This window comes from Capnocytophaga sp. G2, from assembly GCF_035282625.1.
Lineage (GTDB): Bacteria > Bacteroidota > Bacteroidia > Flavobacteriales > Flavobacteriaceae > Capnocytophaga.
On record NZ_JAYKBU010000006.1, the window covers coordinates 85709 to 104395 of the forward strand.

Below are 18687 nucleotides of genomic sequence, written 5' to 3' on the forward strand. Positions count from 1 at the left end.
ACGGATAGATAATTAAGAAAAAATATTAATTCATTTGTGATAATGAAAAAAATAGATAAAAAGACGTATTTACAGTGGTATGAGGAAATGCTCTTTTGGAGGAAGTTTGAGGACAAATTGGCTTCTGCTTATATCCAACAAAAAGTAAGAGGATTTTTACATTTGTACAATGGACAAGAGGCAATCGTGGCAGGCTGTATGCATGTGATTGACCCTAAAAAAGACAAAATGATTACTGCTTATCGTAATCACGTGCATCCTATTGCTTTAGGAGTAGATCCACGTAGGATTATGGCAGAACTTTTTGGAAAAGATACAGGAACTTCTCATGGTTTAGGAGGTTCTATGCATATCTTTTCAAAGGAACATAACTTCTTTGGAGGTCATGGTATTGTAGGAGGACAAATTGCCTTAGGAGCAGGAATGGCTTTTGCAGAAAAGTATAACGAGACAGGAGGAGTTGTCCTTACTTTTATGGGGGATGGTGCTACCCGTCAAGGAGTACTTCATGAAACTTTTAACATGGCAATGAATTGGAAGCTCCCTGTAGTGTTCATTTGTGAAAATAACCATTATGCCATGGGTACTTCTGTAGAGAGAACAGCTAACCACCCTGAAATATGGAAATTAGGATTGGGGTATGAAATGCCTTGTGAGAAAGTAGATGGAATGAACCCTGTACCTGTGGCAGAAAAAGTATTTGAAGCAGTGGAACGTGCTCGCCGTGGCGATGGACCTACTTTCTTGGATATCCGTACTTATCGTTATCGTGGACATTCTATGTCCGATGCACAGCATTATCGTACTAAAGAAGAAGTGGAAGAATATAAGAAAATAGACCCTATTACTCAAGTACTTGATGTAATCAAAGCTAAAAAATATGCTACTGATGATGAAATAGCAGCTATTGATGAACGGGTAAAGAACTTGGTAGCAGAGTGCGAAAAATTCGCTGAAGAATCTCCATTCCCTGAAAAGAATGTAATGTATGATGTAGTATACAAACAAGAAAATTATCCTTTTTTACCTCATAAATTATAAAAGAAATGGCAGAAATAATAAATATGCCGCGATTAAGCGACACAATGGAAGAAGGAGTCGTTGCTAAATGGCTCAAAAAAGTAGGTGATACTGTAAAAGAAGGTGATATTCTCGCTGAAATAGAAACAGATAAGGCGACTATGGAATTTGAATCCTTCTATTCAGGAACATTGTTGTACATTGGTCTAAAAGAAGGAGAATCTGCTCCAGTGGATACCCTTTTGGCAATCATTGGCGAAAAAGGAGAAGATATATCAGCTCTTATAGGAGGAGGCTCTGCTCCAGCAAAAGAAGCCGCCGCTCCTGCCGCTGCGGAACCAGCAAAAGAAGCCGCTCCTGCAAGTACTCCTGCAGCCATGCCAGCGGGAGTTCAAATAGTTACTATGCCTCGCCTTAGTGATACTATGACTGAAGGTACTGTAGCTTCTTGGATTAAGAAAGTAGGTGATACTGTAAAAGAAGGTGATATTCTTGCTGAAATAGAAACAGATAAGGCAACTATGGAATTTGAGTCCTTCTATTCAGGTACCTTATTGTATATAGGAATAAAAGAAGGAGAATCTGCTCCTGTTGATTCTCTATTGGCTATCATAGGTCCTGCAGGTACCGATGTGAATGCAGTGCTTGCTGCGGCTAAAGGAGGCTCTTCTGCAGCTCCTACTGCCTCTGCTGCCCCTAAGGCTGAAGCTCCTAAAACTGAAGCCCCTGCTGCTACGCCTGCAGCTTCTACAGGAGGACGCGTATTTGCTTCTCCTTTGGCTAAGAAAATTGCTGAAGAAAAAGGTATTAACTTAGCAGAGGTAAAAGGAAGTGGTGAAAATGGACGTATCGTTCGTAAGGATGTAGAAGGATTCACTCCATCTGCTAAAGCAGCTACTCCTACAGCTTCTACAGGAAAATCAGCAGCACCTGCTATATTTACTCCTGTAGGAGAGGAAGTTACTGAAGAAGTGAAAAATTCTCAAATGCGTAAGACTATCGCCAAACGTCTTTCCGAGTCCAAGTTTACTGCACCTCACTATTACCTTACTATAGAAGTAGATATGGATAATGCTATGGAATCACGTGCACAGATTAATAATCTGCCTGATACTAAAGTATCTTTTAATGATATGGTAGTAAAGGCTTGTGCTATGGCTCTTAGAAAACATCCACAAGTAAATACTTCTTGGAAGGGAGATGTAACTTTGTATAATAAACATGTTCATATAGGAGTTGCTGTAGCTATTGAGGATGGCTTAGTAGTGCCTGTGCTTAAGTTTGCTGACAATCTTAGCCTATCTCAAATAGGAGTAATGGTAAAGGACTTAGCTGGAAAAGCACGTAATAAAAAGTTAACTCCTGCTGAAATGGAAGGAAGTACCTTTACCGTTTCTAACTTAGGAATGTTTGGGGTGGAACAATTCACTTCTATCATTAATCAGCCTAACTCAGCTATACTTTCTGTAGGAGCTATTATAGAGAAACCTGTAGTAAAAGCAGGACAAATAGTGATAGGTCATACTATGAGCCTTTGCTTAGCATGTGACCACCGTACTATAGATGGTGCTACAGGAGCTCAATTCCTACAAACCTTGAAAGCATATATTGAGAACCCTGTTACAATGTTAGCATAATCTGAATAATTTTGCATAATTTATTGGGAAGAGGCATTTGTATAAGTGCCTCTTTTTTATTGCTCAGAGCAAAAAATAAATTTGCTTAAGATAAAAAAAAGTTGTAATATTGTACTTTTTATTGAGGAATAAAATATGTATGCTATTTGTCATTTGAGTATTGTTCCTCTGCGAGAGGAATCCTCTCATAAGAGTGAGCAAATATCACAATTGTTATATGGTGAGTTGTGTTTTATTATAAAACAAGAAGGAGGGTGGTACTATATACGTACAGATTATGATAATTATGAAGGTTGGGTGGATTCCAAGCAACTGACTCCCATAAGTGATGCTATGTATGAGGAAAGTAAAAAGATACTTCCTCGTTATGCTTCGGATATGGTGGATTATGTACAGATTAGTGACAAACAATATGATTTGTTGCCTATATGTATAGGTGCAACCGTAAGTAATGCTCCCCTTTTGGGACATTTGTTTGAAGGAGAGGTACAGCATAAGGTACTTAGAAAGAATATAATAGAGATTGCCTCCAAATACCTTAATACTCCCTATATCTGGGGAGGAAAATCTCCTTTTGGTATTGATAGTTCTGGATTTGTCCAGATGGTTTATAAGCTTATTGGAATAAAAATCCCAAGAGATGTTTCGGAACAATGTGAGGTTATTGAGAAAAATATTGATTCTTTAGAAGATACTGAGATAGGCGATTTACTTTTTTTTAATAATTCTGCAGGAAGAATAGCTCATGTCGGTATTATCATTCAGCGGGGCTTTATCATTCATGCCTATGGAAGCGTACGGATTGACCGTATAGAATCAGAGGGAATCTGTGATATAGAAACAGGTAAAATTACTCATAAATTGCGATTTATACGCCGCATTTTGGATGATGATGAGAAGAAATATTGCTAAAATAGATATAAAATGACATTAAGGCTCCTTGTAATAGGAAAAACAGAGATATCATTTCTAGAGAAACTTATAGAAGAATATCAGAAAAGAATAAAATTCTATATAAAATTTGAAATAGAAATCATTCCTGCGCTTAAAAATATGAAAAATATATCCCAAGAAGAACAAAAAAACAGAGAGGGAATCCTATTATTGCAAAAGATAGCTAATAATGAGCATTTGATTCTTTTAGATGAGCGAGGAAAGGAATACACTTCTGTGGAATTTTCTTATTTTTTACAAAAAATTATGAATACAGGGACTAAGCAATGTACGTTCGCTATAGGAGGAGCTTATGGATTTTCTCCAGCGGTATATGCCAGGGCTAATGGTACTTGTGCACTGTCTAAAATGACATTTTCCCACCAAATGGTGCGTTTGTTTTTTGTAGAACAACTCTACCGAGCCTTTACCATTCTTAATAATGAACCTTATCATCATATATAAATGTATAGCAAAGAGGAAGCTGCTAAACTGAGACAGGATTTTTGGACTTCATTCGGAAAATCATTTCCCCGTAAGTGGGTTTTATATAAAACAGGAGTTAAACCTGTTCAATTCAGATTCTATTTTGATACTAAAAAAGCAATGGTATGTATAGATATAGAAGGGAATGAGGAAGAAAGAGATAAATATTTCAATAAAATGCTTTCAGTTAGATCTATATTGAATGATTTTTTACCAGATAGTTCTTTTGAAAAACACTATTTATTAGAAAATGGAAAAAAAATCTCACGTATTTGGTTAGAAAAACAGAGTGTATCTATACATGATAAAAAAACTTGGCAAGCTACTATGGAATTTTTTAATGAAAACATGCAAAGAATAGAACTTTTTTGGCAAGAATATAAAGATTTCTTTAAAGAGGAGGTTTGATTTTTAAATGAAATATGTATCATATTTTAAGAAAAACAATTTCTTCAAGTCAAGAAAAATAATTACTTTTGCACAAATTTATAGTAGATGTTACTTATAGGAATAACAGGGGGAACAGGTTGTGGAAAAACAACAGTAGTGAACCAGATTATCAGAGAATTACCTAAAGGGCAGGTAAGTGTAATCTCACAAGATTCTTATTATAAAGATTTGTCCCATTTGACTTATGAGGAGAGAACAAAGGTAAACTTCGATCATCCTAAATCATTGGACTTTGACTTACTCAAGCAACATCTCTCTCAGCTAAAGGAAGGAAAAACAATTCTGCAGCCCACTTATTCTTTTATAGAACATAATCGTATGCCGCAAACAGTAGCTATAGCTCCTTGTAAGGTGATTATTGTAGAAGGAATCTTGATACTTTCTCATCCGGATTTGAGAGATTTATTTGATATAAAAATATTTGTTCATGCGGATTCCGATGAGCGGCTTATTCGCCGTATCAAAAGAGATACTACCGAGAGAGGAAGGGATATTCAAGAAGTATTGGATAGGTATCAAACCACTCTAAAGCCTATGCACCAGGAGTTCATAGAACCTACCAAAGAATATGCTGATATCATCATTCCTAATAACCGACATAATAAAGTAGCTATTGATATTGTGAAGACAATCGTCCATAACAGAATACAATAAAATGATAGATTTTCAATTTTATATTAGAAAATATGCCTATACCATTGGCTTTGTTGCTTTTGGAATATGGATGTTATTTTTTGATTCTAATTCTTGGATCTCTCATAGAAAGTTGAATAAAGAAATTGAAGGATTGAAGCGGCAAAAAGAATTTCTTCAAAAGGAGATTGCTAAGGACAGGAAAGCTATTAAGGAAATCAATACCTATGAAGGAAGGGAGAAGTTTGGGCGAGAAAATTATTATTTTAAAAGAGATAATGAAGATATCTTTATCATTGAATATGATACAATAAAATAGAATTATTATAGTTAAAAATACGAATATATGTACGAAAATGAAGGAGAAAACAGCGAAATTTTCTCAAAAGCTCTAAGAGCGGGTAGGCGAACTTATTTCTTTGATATACGTGGTACCAAAGCGGGGGATTATTATCTAACAATAACAGAGAGTAAAAAGTTCACACATGATGATGGGTCTTCTCATTACCAAAAACATAAAATTTACCTTTATAAGGAGGATTTTAATGCCTTTAAAGAAATTTTAGAGGAGATGACCTCTTATGTGTTTGATGAAAAAGGAGAGGAAGTTATCTCTGAGAAACATCAGAAAGATTTCAAAAAACCTCTTTATACCAATGATAAAGAGAACTCATCCTATACCATTGATGATTTTGAAGATATCAAGTAAATAAATCACCTGATTTTAAGGGAGGAACTGCTTTTTTCAGTGAAAAAAGCAGTTCCTGTTTATTTGGAACATAGCCGTTTAATGCAATGAAAAAGGGAAAAAGATAGGAAGAACCAATATCATAACAATTCCCATAAGTATCTGTAGAGGAAGCCCTACTTTTATATAATCCATAAAAGTATAACGTCCTGCAGACATAACCAAAGCATTAGGAGGGGTGGAAAAGGGGGAGGCAAAGCACATACTTGCCCCTACTGAAACGGCAATAAGGAAAGGCAGAGGGCTTATTCCCATGCTGGTCGCAGTACTCATAGCAATAGGAGCTACCAAAATAGCTGTTGCTGTATTACTTATGAACATGGTAAGTAGGGAAGTGGTGAAATAGATGCTTGCCAAGAGGATATATGGGCTGTACCCACCTAATTTGCCTACTAACATCTGGGAAACCCATTGGGAGGCTCCCGTCTTCTCCAAAGCTAAAGCCATAGGAAGCATGGCTGCAATAAGAACAACACTTTCCCAATTGATAGTTTTATAAGCCGCCTCTACATTGGGAAGAGCTCCTGAAAATACCATAAGGAGAGAAGCTACCAGTACCGCTGTTACAGGTTGAACAGGGATAAAATCAAACATCATACTCATTACCATAAGAAGCATGATAATAGCAGCGATAGGCGCCTTATGCGTAAGACTTACCTTAGAGGCTTCTCGTAGAGGTTGTCCTAATACAATTAAGTGCCGCTGTTGGTCATTCAGCCGAGCTATATCTCTCCAGGAACCTTGTACCAATAGAATATCACCTGAATGGATACGCTGATCTTTAAGATTTTTTAGAATATAAGTCTCTTTACGCTGTATTCCTAAGATGTTTAAGGAAAAACTATCCCTAAATTTTGACTTCTTAATAGGCAAGTTTACCAATCGAGAAGTAGAAGTTACTAATACCTCAGCAATACCATGTTTTTGGGAATTCATAAGTTCCTCTTGAGAGGTGAATTTATCCTCTATAAGCCTCAAAGATTTTTCCCATACCATAGCCTCTATCTTTCGTATATCTCCTTGTACAAATAGAATATCTCCTTCATTAAGAACTGTATTAGCATGAGCCAATTCACGATCAGGATTCTTAAAAATGGAAGAATTAATGCTTGGTTTTCTCAATATTTCAGTTACATTCACTTCATATTTGTCTGAAATATTACTCTCAAGGAGTGTCTTTCCTATAAAAGGGGCATTTTTCCCAATCATAACCAAGTGAACATCTTTGGATAGGTGATATTCTTCCATGAGATCCTTAAGGGATTTACTGTTTTGTTTATTCTCCTGTAGAGAATCTTTCTTGTTGAGCAAGCGCTGGCTCACTGGAATAAGATAGAGCAATCCTACCCCAATGGCTACCAGTCCTACCGGAGTAAATGAGAAAAAGGTAAGAGAAGGATAGCCGTGCTTTATAAGTTCTTCATTAATAATAAGGTTAGGAGGTGTCCCAATGAGGGTCATCATTCCTCCTAAGCTACTGGCAAAAGCTAAAGGCATCAGAAGGCGAGAAGAATTAATATTGGCACTCATAGCCATACTTACCACTATAGGTAACATTAAAGCTACAGTACCTGTGTTACTTACAAAAGCACCAATAAAAGAAGTGGCAAGGATTACTAATATGAACAAACGTAATTCACTATTACCTGCCAATTTTAGAAGGCGATTACTAATCATTTTAGCCAGTCCTGTTTGGAAAATGGCGCCCCCTACAACAAATAACCCTATCATCATGATAACTACAGAATTGGAAAAACCTGAGAGGGCTTCTTCTGGAGTGAGTATCCCAAAGAGTACCAAGAGCAGGAGGGAGGAGAGTGCTACCAAATCCGAACGAATTTTCCCCATCATAAAGAATATAGAAGAAAAAACTAAAATAATTAAGGTAATGTACATGTTACTGACAATTTACTTCTGAATAAATAATATATTTATAATTAAAAGGCAAATATATGAAAATATTTTAATATAATAATAAATATCAATAAATAATATGATAATTATTTTCTACAAAAAAAATTTTATGAATTTATTTGTTTTTTGGCATAGAAATTGTTATTATACTTGTACAAATAAATGTATTATAAAAATGAAAAAAATTTTATTAGCAAGTTTTGCTTTAGCTTTGGCTTCTTGCGGACAGAAATCCTCTTATGAAGGAACTTATGAAGGAACCCTTCCTTGTGCAGATTGTAGTGGCATCAATGTTACCTTAACTATTAATAAAGATTCCTATACTTCTCAAGAGGTAATGGAGGATCTTAATACTAAGGATAAGGGAAATGTTGCTTATGATACACAAAGTAAAGTACTTACCCTTACAAGCACTGAAGAAAAAGATAAAGAACAACGCTATAAAGTAAAAGAAGATGGCTCTATTGCTCTTTTGGATGCTGATGGCAAAGAAGTAGAAGGAGAGTTGGCTTCTTATTATATCTTGAAGAAAAAATAATTGTATTATTAGTAGTAAGTAATTTGAAAGAGGCTGTCCAAGCATTTGGATAGCCTCTCTCTTGATTTATGGACAAGTAACAACATTTACTAAAGTTCCAAAGCTTTTTTAAGATCATTATCCATTAAGAGTTCCACAGGATTTTCAAGAGCTTTTTTCACCTCTACTAGGAAGCCTACAGATTCCCGTCCATCAATGATTCGGTGGTCATAGGAAAGGGCAATGTACATCACAGGAGCTATCACAATTTGCCCACTGCGTACAATAGCACGCTCTACTACATTGTGCATTCCCAGAATAGCGGATTGTGGAGGATTAATAATAGGAGTGGAGAGCATACTTCCAAAAACCCCTCCGTTGGTAATGGTGAATGTACCTCCGGTCATCTCGTCCACTGTAATTTGTCCGTCACGTGCACGTGTAGCCAAACGTTTTACTTCTGCTTCTACACCACGGAAAGAAAGATTCTCAGCATTGCGAATGACAGGCACCATTAGTCCCTTAGGTCCGGAAACTGCAATGGAAATATCACAGTATTCATAGGTAATTTTTTCCTTATCATCAATCATGGAATTGACATCGGGGAACATCTTAAGGGCACGCACTACTGCTAAAGTGAAAAAGGACATGAAGCCTAAACTTACATTATGGTGTTCCTTGAAGATATCCTTATATTCATTACGTATTTCATAAATGGCTGACATATCCACTTCGTTGAAAGTGGTAAGCATGGCAGTTTCATTTTTTACAGAAACTAATCGTTCGGCTACTTTACGGCGAAGCATGGAGAGTTTAGAGCGTTTTTCACTTCTCTTTTCATTGGTAGGAGTTCCCATGCTATGGCGTGCGGGTTGTGCATTAAGAGCGTCTTCTTTAGTGATACGTCCTCCTTTACCTGTGCCTTTCACTTCACTGGTTGGGATTTGTTTTTCTGCTAAAATCTTTTTAGCAGCAGGAGAAGCCTCTCCTGTGGCATAGCTTGTAGGTACTGGATTTTCTACTTTAGGAGTAGTCGCTACAAGGGCAGCAGTAGTCGCTATTGCAGGGGTAGAGGTAGGAGCTTCTTTTACAGCAGCAGCGGTCTCAGTAGGAGCCTGTGCGTCAGTATCAATAAGGCATACCACTTCTCCTACGGCTACGGAATCCCCTTCTTGTGCCTTAAGGGTGATGATACCACTAGCTTCAGCAGGTAGTTCAAGAGTTGCTTTATCAGAATCTACTTCCGCAATGGCTTGGTCTTTCTTTACATAATCGCCATCTTTGACAAGCCAAGTAGCGATTTCTACTTCAGTGATTGATTCCCCTGGAGAAGGGACTTTCATTTCTAAAATCATAAATTTTTCTTTTAGTTCTAAGTAAATTTTTTGATTAGATACTTCTTCTTTGATTGAAGAAAAAAATTTGCACAAAGATACTAAAAAATATAGAATTTACAATAAAAAAAATGTTTTTTTTCTATTTTACCTAACTGGCTTGTGTAAGGTAACTTCCCTCATATATATTCCTTTTACAGATTATATTTCTCACCCTCTCACCTGTTCATATTTGCTTGTGTGACTTCATTTTTCACTTTTCACTTTTCACTTAATCTAGGTATACCGCCTGCCCGTGTTCATTCATTCCGAAGGTTCTGTATCTGGGGTATTGTGCTTGTTCTTCGGCTTTTTTCTGCTTCTCTACTGCCTCCTCCTGTTTCCTTTTCCGGATCCAATTCTTAAAATGGCTACAGTAGTCCCGAATATCTTTCTCATATTCTCCCTGTGATTCCAAGTGTTCGTGGAACTGACACAAGAGCTTAGAGAGCTGTTGCTTATCATTGATATTTAGTATCTTGAACATTACTTGTGTAAGCCTTTCATTGCTAAGGTATTCCTCCTTAAGTGCTTCTATGGGTTTAATCTCCCAGTATGTATTCCTTTTTTTAGGAATATAAGGGACAATCTGGTCTATAGAGATACTTTCCATAGAATTATGGGCAGGCTCCGCTATGTTTTCCTCTTTTTTAGTTTCTTTTCCCTTGGAAGGACGGGCTTTTTTACTACGAGCCTCCTCTTCAGCTTCTTCTAAGGAGAGTTCTTGGGCTACTACTTTGTTGTAAAGCTCAGGATGCCACCGCTTAAGGTTTCCCATACGTCCCTTTTTTCTGTTATTCACGGCGCTTTGGTGCCACTGTTTGGCTTCTCGGTTGAACTGAGCCTTGAAGGAGGCAAAGGCAATGCGAGTTACAAAGTCATCCACAGGGAAGGGAGGAATCTCTTGCGGTTGAGGGTCAAGATGATTGTTTAGGTGTTGCTGATAGGCTCTGATGGTTTTGAAGAGTTTACCGGCTTGTTCGTCGGTGAGCTCGTCCAGTACTTCGAGCATGTCATTGTAGAGGATGAAGAATTTTTTCATAATAATGAAGGGATTTGTTTACTGAAATCATGAAGCTGAAGGGCGATGTGCTTCCTTCAATAACACCGCAAATATACAACATTTTTGTAGCTATGTCAAGGAAAAACTGACAGAGAAGTGTCCACCCCTTAATAAGTGAAAAACGAAAAGTGAAAAACGAAAAATTCTTCACTTTTAACTATTCACTTTTAACTGTTCACTATTCATTATTCACCCACATACCCAGCTGTGGGCACTCGCTGGCTATACTTTTCACTTTCAAAGGAGGGTAAAGAATCCTTTTTCTTGAAAAATGGAGAAGTCGCTGGTGATGATGAATGATTTCGTTGTTTGTTTTTCGTTCCTTATTTTATTTCTTCTTCTTCTTTATTTTTTTGTATTTGTATTTTTCTTCTTTTTTGTCTTTGTTTTAAGCGATAACGGGGATAGTAAGTATCGCACACGGCGAGTGTGGGGATATACTTGTTACTTATTTTTGTTTTTCTCTACCAATTCTAATTGGGAAAGAGCAGTGAGGGTGGTAAAAATGCCATAGTTAATAAGCGCCTTATCTTTCTCTATTTTATCAATAACTCCTACCGATTTGCTATCCTTTATTCGTACTCTGTCACCTACTTTTAAGGATTGTATCTGTGCTATTTTTTCCTGTTTCTGGGAGTGTTCACGAGCTTTCTTCTCTATTTTCTTCTGCTGACGAACAGCTTCTATTTCCTTATGCAATTGTTCCTGAGCCAATTTTTTTTGAGCTTCTTCAGCTTCTTTTTCCTTTTTGCTTTTGGTTTTTCGCTTGCTGTTTTCCGTCTCCACTATCTTGAGAAATTCGGAGATAAGCGGGCGGCGCTTCTTATCCTCAAAGTAGCGTTCGGCGATCTCATTGATTTTACTACCCAGATAGATAAACTTCTGATTTTGGTCGTAGAGTTCCTGATAGGAAGAGAGTTTGCTTTGTATCTTGTTATTAAGCGTCTCCAAGCGCTTGGCCTCCTCCCGTGTTTTCTCTTCTTCTTCTTTAAGAGAAGAGGTCGTTTTCTCCATTTCTGAACGCTCCTTTTGTAGTTTAGCAATGGTGGCATCAAAACGGACTTTGCCTTTTTCTATACGCTTTTTAGCACGATTGATGAGGCTATAGGGAATACCATTTTTCTGGGCTACCTCAAAGGTAAAAGAACTTCCAGCCTCGCCTATGATGAGTTTGTAAATAGGCTCCAGTGTCTTATTATTAAAAAGCATATTGGCATTGGTAGCAAAAGGAAGTTCATTAGCCAATATCTTAAGGTTAGCATAGTGAGTGGTGATTACCCCAAAGGCTTTCCGATGGTAGAACTCCTCCAAAAAGATTTCTGCCAGAGCTCCCCCCAGTTCAGGATCACTTCCCGTTCCAAACTCATCAATGAGGAAAAGGGTTGTCTCATTACACTTCCTAAGAAAGTAGTTCATATTCTTGAGGCGATAACTATAGGTGCTCAGGTGATTCTCAATAGATTGATTATCTCCAATATCGGTAAGGATATGAGTGAAAATAGGTAATTTACTTTTTCTATGAACGGGTAGTAACAAGCCCGTTTGTAGCATCAGTTGTAGTAGCCCAATAGTCTTTAGGGTAATGCTCTTTCCTCCAGCATTAGGTCCTGAAATGACAATAATGCGTTGCTGGTCATCCAACCGAATGGTTTGTGGGAAGGTTTGTTTTCCTTTTTTTGCATTGCTTAGCATGAGTAAAGGATGATAAGCCTCTCTAAGTTCTAACACACGTTCATTTGTCAATTCAGGCAAAAGGGAATGTGTTTCTTTAGCGAAGTAGGCTTTGGCAGCAATTACATCTATCGTAATTAAGTAGTCTTGTTTTTGGGTAAGAAGGTCAGCAAAAGGGCGTAGGATATTGGTAAGTTGCAATAGGATACGCCTTATTTCTTCTCTTTCCTCATGAAACAGGTGAGAAAGTTCTCGGGAATATTGCTCAGTAATGTGTGGTTCTATGTAAATAATGCTGCCCGTTTTTGAACTTCCGAGCACTGTACCCCGCACTTTGCGTTTGTAAGTGGCTTTTACAGCGAGTACACGCCTGTTCTCCACCACGGTTTCCCGAATATCGTCCAAATAATCTAAGGTATTATACTCAGACAGAGCATGGGAGAAACTCTGGTTGATTTTCCCTTTGAGGGTAGCTATCTCAGTGCGCACTTGGTAAAGCTTTTCGGAAGCATCGGACTTGATTTCACCAAACTTGTCCAGAATGTTATCGATTGCCTTGATTATTTCTTCAGTATAAGGAATTGATTCAGATAAGGAAGCAATTGTAGGATAGTAGTCATAAAATTTCTTAAAGAAAATTAAATGAGCATTAACTGTTTGGCTCAAAGCACGTATCTTAACAAATGAATGCGGTTCCAATAGGCTATTTTCTATGGTAAGAAAGCGTATCTCATGATCTATTTCTTCAAAGTTATGAGAAGGGATATAGTTCTGTGTTTCCAAGGAGGTCAAGTACTCGTTGGTCTGGAGTAGGAGTGTAGTGATCGCCTCCCTATTAATCAATGGCTTTAGTGCAAGCACCTTTTCTTTCCCTTTAGGAGTATGGGTGTGCGCAGCCACTAAAGATAAAAGGGTAATAAATTCCAAATCCTCCAAGGTCTTTGTATTCATAAGAGTATGTTTCTTTTTAAAGTTTCAATGATTTGTACCTTAATTATAATTTTTAGTCATAATTTCCATGACTAAAAAGGAATCCCTACTTTTCTCCCTTTGTAGACACCTTTTTCTATCTGCCAACAGACCATATAAGCACCTGCTCCATCACCATTATTTGCCACTATATAGAGTGTATCGCTGTCTTTGTCATAATGGGCAGAATGAAAGTCTGTATAAGAATTAGGTGCATACAAATCACTATAAGCACTTTTAGGAATAGAAATTTGTTTTCCATGGATATTTACCTCAATACTCTTATATTCTTCCTTGGGCATATTACCATCTGTTCCCCAAAAAGGTTTTCCATCTATTTTTTCTATTACATCATGGTATTCTTTATGATACTTGAATGAATGTTTTCTCTTGTCAAACTTTCCAGAGGTAAGGGTTACCTGAATTCCTTTTCCTTCAAAGACAAGAGCATTTCCTTTGTCAATACCTTTGGCTATTTTTGGTATTTTTTCTACCCATTTGACTCTATCATTATAGATGTATCCGTCGTTATCAGCATAGATCCAATTGCCCTCCTGAGCCTTATCATATTCAAAAACAAAAATAAGGGTATTGTTGTCAAGTTTTTTAACCACTTTGCTGTGGACACTTTTTTCTTTTCGTACATTTACATAACCATCTTTGTCATTTATTATAGCAAATCCACCTTCTATTTGAGCAAAAACAGTATCATTTATGAGTAAAAGTAAAACAACAAAGAATTTCATTTCTCTTTAAATTTGATAGTTATTAAAAAATAATGTGGAATTTTAAAATGTAATCCAAATTCTTCAGGGATTATTTTTGATTGAACTACTTCACAGTAAGATTTTGTCCCGTCTGCATTCATTCTTGGTGTAATAATAGCCAAAATAGGTATTTCTCTATCTAAATTACCGGAAATAAACCATTCTTTTTTTGATCCAAAAAAATCTTTTAACACATACCAATCAGCGTTGTCTTTCAATTCATTATATACCTTAGCACTGCTAAAGTGCATTCCCTTTACAACAGATTTTAGTTTTCCTTCAGTGATTTTAAAAAAGAACTTTAGGGATAATTTTTTTGAATTATTCCTGAGAAATTCCATCTCAGAGGAATCAAAAAGGAGCTTTGTATTGGTTTTTTCCCCATGGGTAAACTCTTGTATGCTAATTTCATAATGTTTTCCTTCAAGAGAGGCTCCTTTAAAAATTAACTGTTCTGAATAGATATTTTCAAAATCCATTAATTCTTGAGTTTCTTTATCCTTACTTCCATAAGCATAAGTTACTCTTATATTTTGTGATAATGCAATATTTGATATAAAAGCAATCAAACAAAAAACTAATATCTGTACTTGTTTATAATATAAATTCATTATACGTCCCTAATTAATAATAAGTTTGTATATATTTTCAAGCCTAATCCTTCAATTAGTTTCTTATATTTTTATCTAAATTACATTGTAAGATGTTCCTTCCTTGCCGTCCTTGAGCTGGATACCAATCGTTAAGAGTTCATTACGAATTTTATCGGAAAGTGTCCAATCTTTGTTAGCGCGAGCTTCTTCTCGCATATTGATAAGCAACTGGAGTACCCCATCAAGCTTGTCATTATAATTATTGGTTTGTTCTTCACTTTGTAAACCCAATACATCAAAAACAAAAGCATTCATAAGGGTTTGCAGTTCTTTAAGTTCAGCAGCAGAGATCTTTTCCTCATCATTTTTCACTTGAAAAATCCATTTGACCGCTTCAAAAAGGTGCGCTATAAGCATAGGCGAATTGAAATCATCTAAAAGAGCATCATAACATTTATCTTTCCAATTCTCTATCATAGTAGTAAGTGCTGTAGGAGTATTACTGGTAGGGGCAAGTTCATTAATGGTTTTCATAGCCTCCATCAGGCGAGCAAATCCCCTCTCAGCGGCAAGCATTGCCTCATTGGAGATGTCCAATACGCTGCGGTAGTGCGCTTGCATAAAGCAAAAGCGAACCACTGCAGGTGCAAAGGGTTTCTCAAAGAAAGTATTATTGCCAGAGACCAGCTGCATAGGCAGAATGTAATTGCCTGTGGATTTGCTCATACGCTGTCCGTTCATCGTGAGCATATTAGCATGCATCCAGTAGCGTACAGGACTTTCTCCATGTCCTGCCTTTCCTTGCGCAATCTCACATTCGTGGTGAGGGAACTTAAGATCCATCCCTCCTCCATGTATATCAAATTGATTACCCAAATATTTGGTACTCATTACCGTACATTCCAAGTGCCAACCAGGAAAACCATCTCCCCAAGGAGAAGCCCAACGCATAATATGAGCAGGAGAGGCTTTCTTCCATAGGGCAAAATCCTGAGGATTACGCTTTTCACCCTGTCCGTCTAAGTCACGGGTATTGGCGAAGAGTTCTTCAATATTTCTGCGAGAAAGTTCGCCGTAATTGAGCCCACGTCTGTTGTACTCAAGTACATCAAAATATACTGAGCCGTTGCTTTCGTAGGCGAAACCATCCTTAAGGAGCTTTTCAGTGAGTTGTATCTGTTCCAAAATATGTCCTGTCGCCGTAGGTTCAATAGTAGGTGGAAGAAGATTGAAGATCTCTAATACTTTGTGAAAATCAACCGTATATTTTTGAACAATCTCCATAGGTTCGAGTTTCTCGAGGCGAGATTGTTTTACAAAACGATCGTTATTTACATCACCATCATCCGTAAGATGTCCTGCATCGGTAATATTACGAACATAGCGCACCTTATACCCTAAGAACTTGAGAGCACGATACACAAAATCAAATGACATAAAAGTACGTACATTGCCCAAGTGGACATTGCTATACACGGTGGGACCACAAACGTACATTCCTACATGATTAGCGTGCAAAGGCACAAAAACTTCTTTTTCTCCTGTGAGGGAATTAAATATTTTTAGTTGATGATTCATAATTACATTTTTTATTCTTCCGTTGTGAGTCCTAATTCGCGTGCTGCTATTTCACGCATTTCTACCTTACGTATTTTTCCTGAGATAGTCATAGGGAACTCGCTGACAAATTTCCAATATTTAGGTATCTTATAATGGGCAATTCTATCCTTACAGAAGGCACGTATCTCCTCTTCGGTGATGGTAACACCTTCTTTAGGCTTAATCCATGCCATAATTTCTTCGCCATACTTTTCACTGGGGACTCCTATTACTTGGGCATCCATTACCCCTTTGTAGGTATAAAGAAAATCTTCTATTTCCTTAGGGGAAATATTTTCTCCTCCGCGAATGATAAGGTCTTTGATACGTCCTGAGATGTGTAAGTAGCCTTCTTCATCCATCATAGCAAGGTCTCCTGTATGCATCCATCGCTGTTCATCTAATACTTGCTTGGTAGCATCAGGACTATTCCAATACTTAAGCATTACTGAATAACCTCGTGTACAGAGTTCTCCACTTTCACCACGCTTTAGAATAGCTTTTGTTTGAGGGTCTATAATCTTTATCTCCAAATGGTCCTGTATGGTACCTACTGAATAGATTTGTTTTTCAAAGGGTACCCCTATCTTTGTTTGGGTGGAAACAGGGGAGGTCTCTGTCATTCCATAGCAGATGGTAATCTCATGCATGTTCATCTGTTCCTTCACCTTTTTCATAATTTCAGGCGGACATAAAGAACCTGCCATAACCCCTGTGCGAAGTGAAGAGAGGTCGTAAACCTTTTGTTCCATCTCATGCAATTCCGCAATAAACATCGTAGGCACCCCATAGAGGGAAGTACAGCGCTCTCGCTCCACTACTTCTAAAGTTTTAATAGGGTTGAAGCTATCATTAGGAATGACCATAGTAGCTCCATGTACGGTACAAGCTAAGTTCCCAATAACCATACCAAAACAATGGTAGAAAGGCACAGGAATGCACACCCTATCAAGGTGGGTATAGTTCATTCTTATTCCTATAAAATAAGCATTGTTCAGAATGTTATGATGAGAAAGGGTAACTCCTCTAGGGTTTCCTGTAGTCCCCGAAGTGTATTGGATATTCACCGGATCATCAAATTGTACCTTTTCCTCTCGCCTCAATAGCGTATCATTAGAGATACGCTCACCTTCCTTTAGGAAGCGATCCCAACTCTCATCCCAAAAAATCACTTTTCGGATAGTATCGGTGAATTCACGAGCATCATCCATCATTTTCTTATAGTTGCTGCTCTTAAATTGAAGTGCAGAAAACATAACAGATAATCCTGATTGATTAATCACATATATTAATTCACTGGTACGATAAGCAGGGTTAATATTCACTAAGATAACTCCTATCTTTGCAGTAGCATATTGCAACAGAGTCCATTGGTAACAATTGGGAGACCATACTCCCACACGGTCGCCTCGCTTTACTCCTAATGCAATGAGCCCTTTAGCTACCTGTGACACCTGTTCATAAAACTCCTCGTATGTGGCACGGTAATTCTGATGAGCACATATAAGAGCCTCTTGTGTAGGATATTTTTCAACAGTTTTTCTTAAGTTCTCATCTATGGTTTCTCCAAGCAAAGGAATGGCTGAAGCTCCATGAGTATAAGCATAAGCAGTGTTCATATTTCTCTTTTTTAACCAGTGGCAAAAATATAAAAAATAAATGAGAAAAATAGATAAGATGGGTATTTTTTCTTATAAAAACACCTTATACAAAGTTTGGCATTATTTTTGATAGTCAAAAGAAAATTAAAAGAAAGTTCAATGAAACAAATTTTTTCAGTACTTTTAGTACTTATGATTAGTGTAGTCTCCGCACAGGAGATTAAGTGGATGAGTATGAATGAAGCACTATCTGCTCAAAAGAAAAACCCCAAAAAAATATTTGTTGATGTATACACTGCGTGGTGTGGTCCTTGTAAAATGTTATCAGAAAAAACATTCAAAAACAAAGACCTTGTAAAATATATTAATGATAAGTTCTATGCTGTAAAATTCAATGCAGAGGGAAATGAGGATATTTCTTACAAAGGAGTTACCTATAAGAATAATAACTATGATCCAGCAAAAGCCAATACCCGTAATGGAATGCATGATTTTGCAGGAGCATTAGGGGTGAGTGCATATCCTACTATGCTTGTTTTTGATGAAAAAAGTGCCCCTATATTCCCTATTACTGGTTATTTGACTGCTACACAGTTAGAACCCATAATTAAGTTCTTGGGAGAAAATACATATCTTACAGTAACTACTCAAGAGGCTTATGATAAATATATGAAAAATTTTAAAGGGACTTTTAAAAATTAATTTCATATTTA

18 protein-coding genes are annotated in these 18687 nt (G+C 37.0%); 10 read left to right on the forward strand and 8 right to left on the reverse strand.

Translation table 11 applies throughout. From position 1 onward, the window contains the following. Positions 1-42 precede the first annotated feature (42 nt). The 8 genes from pdhA (at position 43) to VJJ03_RS05080 (ending at position 5868) form a co-directional block, all read left to right on the forward strand. A complete protein-coding gene (pdhA, locus tag VJJ03_RS05045) occupies positions 43-1041 on the forward strand; it encodes a pyruvate dehydrogenase (acetyl-transferring) E1 component subunit alpha (RefSeq protein ID WP_040358050.1) in 999 nt (332 codons plus the stop codon). A 5-nt stretch (positions 1042-1046) separates the two neighbouring features. Further along, positions 1047-2657 (forward strand): 2-oxo acid dehydrogenase subunit E2, encoded by a 1611-nt coding sequence (locus tag VJJ03_RS05050; protein ID WP_323974219.1) that lies wholly within the window; start codon positions 1047-1049, stop codon positions 2655-2657. A 135-nt stretch (positions 2658-2792) separates the two neighbouring features. Beyond that, positions 2793-3569 (forward strand): C40 family peptidase, encoded by a 777-nt coding sequence (locus VJJ03_RS05055; RefSeq protein WP_009745714.1) that lies wholly within the window; start codon positions 2793-2795, stop codon positions 3567-3569. 12 nt (positions 3570-3581) lie between these two features. Then, entirely contained in the window at positions 3582-4055 is a 474-nt protein-coding gene (gene rlmH / locus VJJ03_RS05060; protein WP_009745715.1) for a 23S rRNA (pseudouridine(1915)-N(3))-methyltransferase RlmH, read from the forward strand. Then, positions 4056-4484 carry a DUF4268 domain-containing protein gene (locus tag VJJ03_RS05065; RefSeq protein ID WP_323974221.1) on the forward strand — a complete coding sequence of 143 codons (429 nt, stop codon included), beginning with the start codon at positions 4056-4058 and terminating at the stop codon, positions 4482-4484. It abuts the gene before it with no gap. A gap of 87 nt (positions 4485-4571) precedes the next feature. Further along, complete coding sequence (gene udk / locus VJJ03_RS05070) at positions 4572-5180, forward strand: uridine kinase (RefSeq protein ID WP_009745717.1); 609 nt, start codon at positions 4572-4574, stop codon at positions 5178-5180. A gap of 1 nt (position 5181) precedes the next feature. Continuing rightward, entirely contained in the window at positions 5182-5478 is a 297-nt protein-coding gene (locus VJJ03_RS05075; protein WP_009745718.1) for an FtsB family cell division protein, read from the forward strand. A 27-nt stretch (positions 5479-5505) separates the two neighbouring features. Next, positions 5506-5868, forward strand: coding sequence for a PUR family DNA/RNA-binding protein (locus VJJ03_RS05080; RefSeq protein ID WP_009745719.1), 363 nt, complete (start codon positions 5506-5508; stop codon positions 5866-5868). 78 nt (positions 5869-5946) lie between these two features. Here the strand turns inward: VJJ03_RS05080 and VJJ03_RS05085 are convergent, their stop codons facing one another. Continuing rightward, on the reverse strand, positions 5947-7803 hold the full coding sequence (locus tag VJJ03_RS05085; protein WP_323974223.1) for an SLC13 family permease: 1857 nt from the start codon (positions 7801-7803) through the stop codon (positions 5947-5949). A gap of 193 nt (positions 7804-7996) precedes the next feature. Between VJJ03_RS05085 and VJJ03_RS05090 the strand changes: the two genes are divergently transcribed. Then, positions 7997-8359, forward strand: a complete 363-nt coding sequence (locus VJJ03_RS05090) for a copper resistance protein NlpE (RefSeq protein ID WP_040358051.1) — start codon at positions 7997-7999, stop codon at positions 8357-8359. 89 nt (positions 8360-8448) lie between these two features. On the opposite strand, the gene odhB is transcribed toward VJJ03_RS05090, so the two are convergent. From odhB to VJJ03_RS05125, 7 genes are all read right to left on the reverse strand, one after another. After that, a complete protein-coding gene (odhB, locus tag VJJ03_RS05095) occupies positions 8449-9690 on the reverse strand; it encodes a 2-oxoglutarate dehydrogenase complex dihydrolipoyllysine-residue succinyltransferase (RefSeq protein WP_323974285.1) in 1242 nt (413 codons plus the stop codon). A 253-nt stretch (positions 9691-9943) separates the two neighbouring features. Next, positions 9944-10753 carry a DUF6291 domain-containing protein gene (locus VJJ03_RS05100; protein ID WP_323973768.1) on the reverse strand — a complete coding sequence of 270 codons (810 nt, stop codon included), beginning with the start codon at positions 10751-10753 and terminating at the stop codon, positions 9944-9946. Positions 10754-11218: 465 nt separating this feature from the next. Then, positions 11219-13396, reverse strand: a complete 2178-nt coding sequence (locus VJJ03_RS05105; protein WP_323974225.1) for an endonuclease MutS2 — start codon at positions 13394-13396, stop codon at positions 11219-11221. A 71-nt stretch (positions 13397-13467) separates the two neighbouring features. Next, positions 13468-14160, reverse strand: coding sequence for a hypothetical protein (locus VJJ03_RS05110; RefSeq protein WP_009745789.1), 693 nt, complete (start codon positions 14158-14160; stop codon positions 13468-13470). Then, the gene (locus VJJ03_RS05115) at positions 14157-14792 is read right to left on the reverse strand and encodes a hypothetical protein (RefSeq protein WP_009745788.1); all 636 of its coding nucleotides are present in this window, start codon (positions 14790-14792) and stop codon (positions 14157-14159) included. The genes VJJ03_RS05110 and VJJ03_RS05115 overlap by 4 nt, the downstream gene beginning before the upstream one ends. A 75-nt stretch (positions 14793-14867) precedes the next feature. Next, positions 14868-16352 (reverse strand): cysteine--tRNA ligase, encoded by a 1485-nt coding sequence (gene cysS, locus VJJ03_RS05120; RefSeq protein WP_323974227.1) that lies wholly within the window; start codon positions 16350-16352, stop codon positions 14868-14870. 11 nt (positions 16353-16363) lie between these two features. Then, positions 16364-17992 (reverse strand): AMP-binding protein, encoded by a 1629-nt coding sequence (locus tag VJJ03_RS05125; RefSeq protein ID WP_009745786.1) that lies wholly within the window; start codon positions 17990-17992, stop codon positions 16364-16366. A 141-nt stretch (positions 17993-18133) separates the two neighbouring features. Between VJJ03_RS05125 and VJJ03_RS05130 the strand changes: the two genes are divergently transcribed. Then, positions 18134-18676 carry a thioredoxin family protein gene (locus VJJ03_RS05130; protein WP_009745785.1) on the forward strand — a complete coding sequence of 181 codons (543 nt, stop codon included), beginning with the start codon at positions 18134-18136 and terminating at the stop codon, positions 18674-18676. Positions 18677-18687 lie beyond the last annotated feature (11 nt).

Bases quoted from the DNA above. Each gene is read 5' to 3' on its own strand.
- pdhA (WP_040358050.1), top strand. From the start codon at position 43: ATGAAAAAAATAGATAAAAAGACGTATTTACAGTGGTATGAGGAAATG.
- VJJ03_RS05050 (WP_323974219.1), top strand. From the start codon at position 1,047: ATGGCAGAAATAATAAATATGCCGCGATTAAGCGACACAATGGAAGAA.
- VJJ03_RS05055 (WP_009745714.1), top strand. From the start codon at position 2,793: ATGTATGCTATTTGTCATTTGAGTATTGTTCCTCTGCGAGAGGAATCC.
- rlmH (WP_009745715.1), top strand. From the start codon at position 3,582: ATGACATTAAGGCTCCTTGTAATAGGAAAAACAGAGATATCATTTCTA.
- VJJ03_RS05065 (WP_323974221.1), top strand. From the start codon at position 4,056: ATGTATAGCAAAGAGGAAGCTGCTAAACTGAGACAGGATTTTTGGACT.
- udk (WP_009745717.1), top strand. From the start codon at position 4,572: ATGTTACTTATAGGAATAACAGGGGGAACAGGTTGTGGAAAAACAACA.
- VJJ03_RS05075 (WP_009745718.1), top strand. From the start codon at position 5,182: ATGATAGATTTTCAATTTTATATTAGAAAATATGCCTATACCATTGGC.
- VJJ03_RS05080 (WP_009745719.1), top strand. From the start codon at position 5,506: ATGTACGAAAATGAAGGAGAAAACAGCGAAATTTTCTCAAAAGCTCTA.
- VJJ03_RS05085 (WP_323974223.1), bottom strand. From the start codon at position 7,803: ATGTACATTACCTTAATTATTTTAGTTTTTTCTTCTATATTCTTTATG.
- VJJ03_RS05090 (WP_040358051.1), top strand. From the start codon at position 7,997: ATGAAAAAAATTTTATTAGCAAGTTTTGCTTTAGCTTTGGCTTCTTGC.
- VJJ03_RS05100 (WP_323973768.1), bottom strand. From the start codon at position 10,753: ATGAAAAAATTCTTCATCCTCTACAATGACATGCTCGAAGTACTGGAC.
- VJJ03_RS05105 (WP_323974225.1), bottom strand. From the start codon at position 13,396: ATGAATACAAAGACCTTGGAGGATTTGGAATTTATTACCCTTTTATCT.
- VJJ03_RS05110 (WP_009745789.1), bottom strand. From the start codon at position 14,160: ATGAAATTCTTTGTTGTTTTACTTTTACTCATAAATGATACTGTTTTT.
- VJJ03_RS05115 (WP_009745788.1), bottom strand. From the start codon at position 14,792: ATGAATTTATATTATAAACAAGTACAGATATTAGTTTTTTGTTTGATT.
- cysS (WP_323974227.1), bottom strand. From the start codon at position 16,352: ATGAATCATCAACTAAAAATATTTAATTCCCTCACAGGAGAAAAAGAA.
- VJJ03_RS05125 (WP_009745786.1), bottom strand. From the start codon at position 17,992: ATGAACACTGCTTATGCTTATACTCATGGAGCTTCAGCCATTCCTTTG.
- VJJ03_RS05130 (WP_009745785.1), top strand. From the start codon at position 18,134: ATGAAACAAATTTTTTCAGTACTTTTAGTACTTATGATTAGTGTAGTC.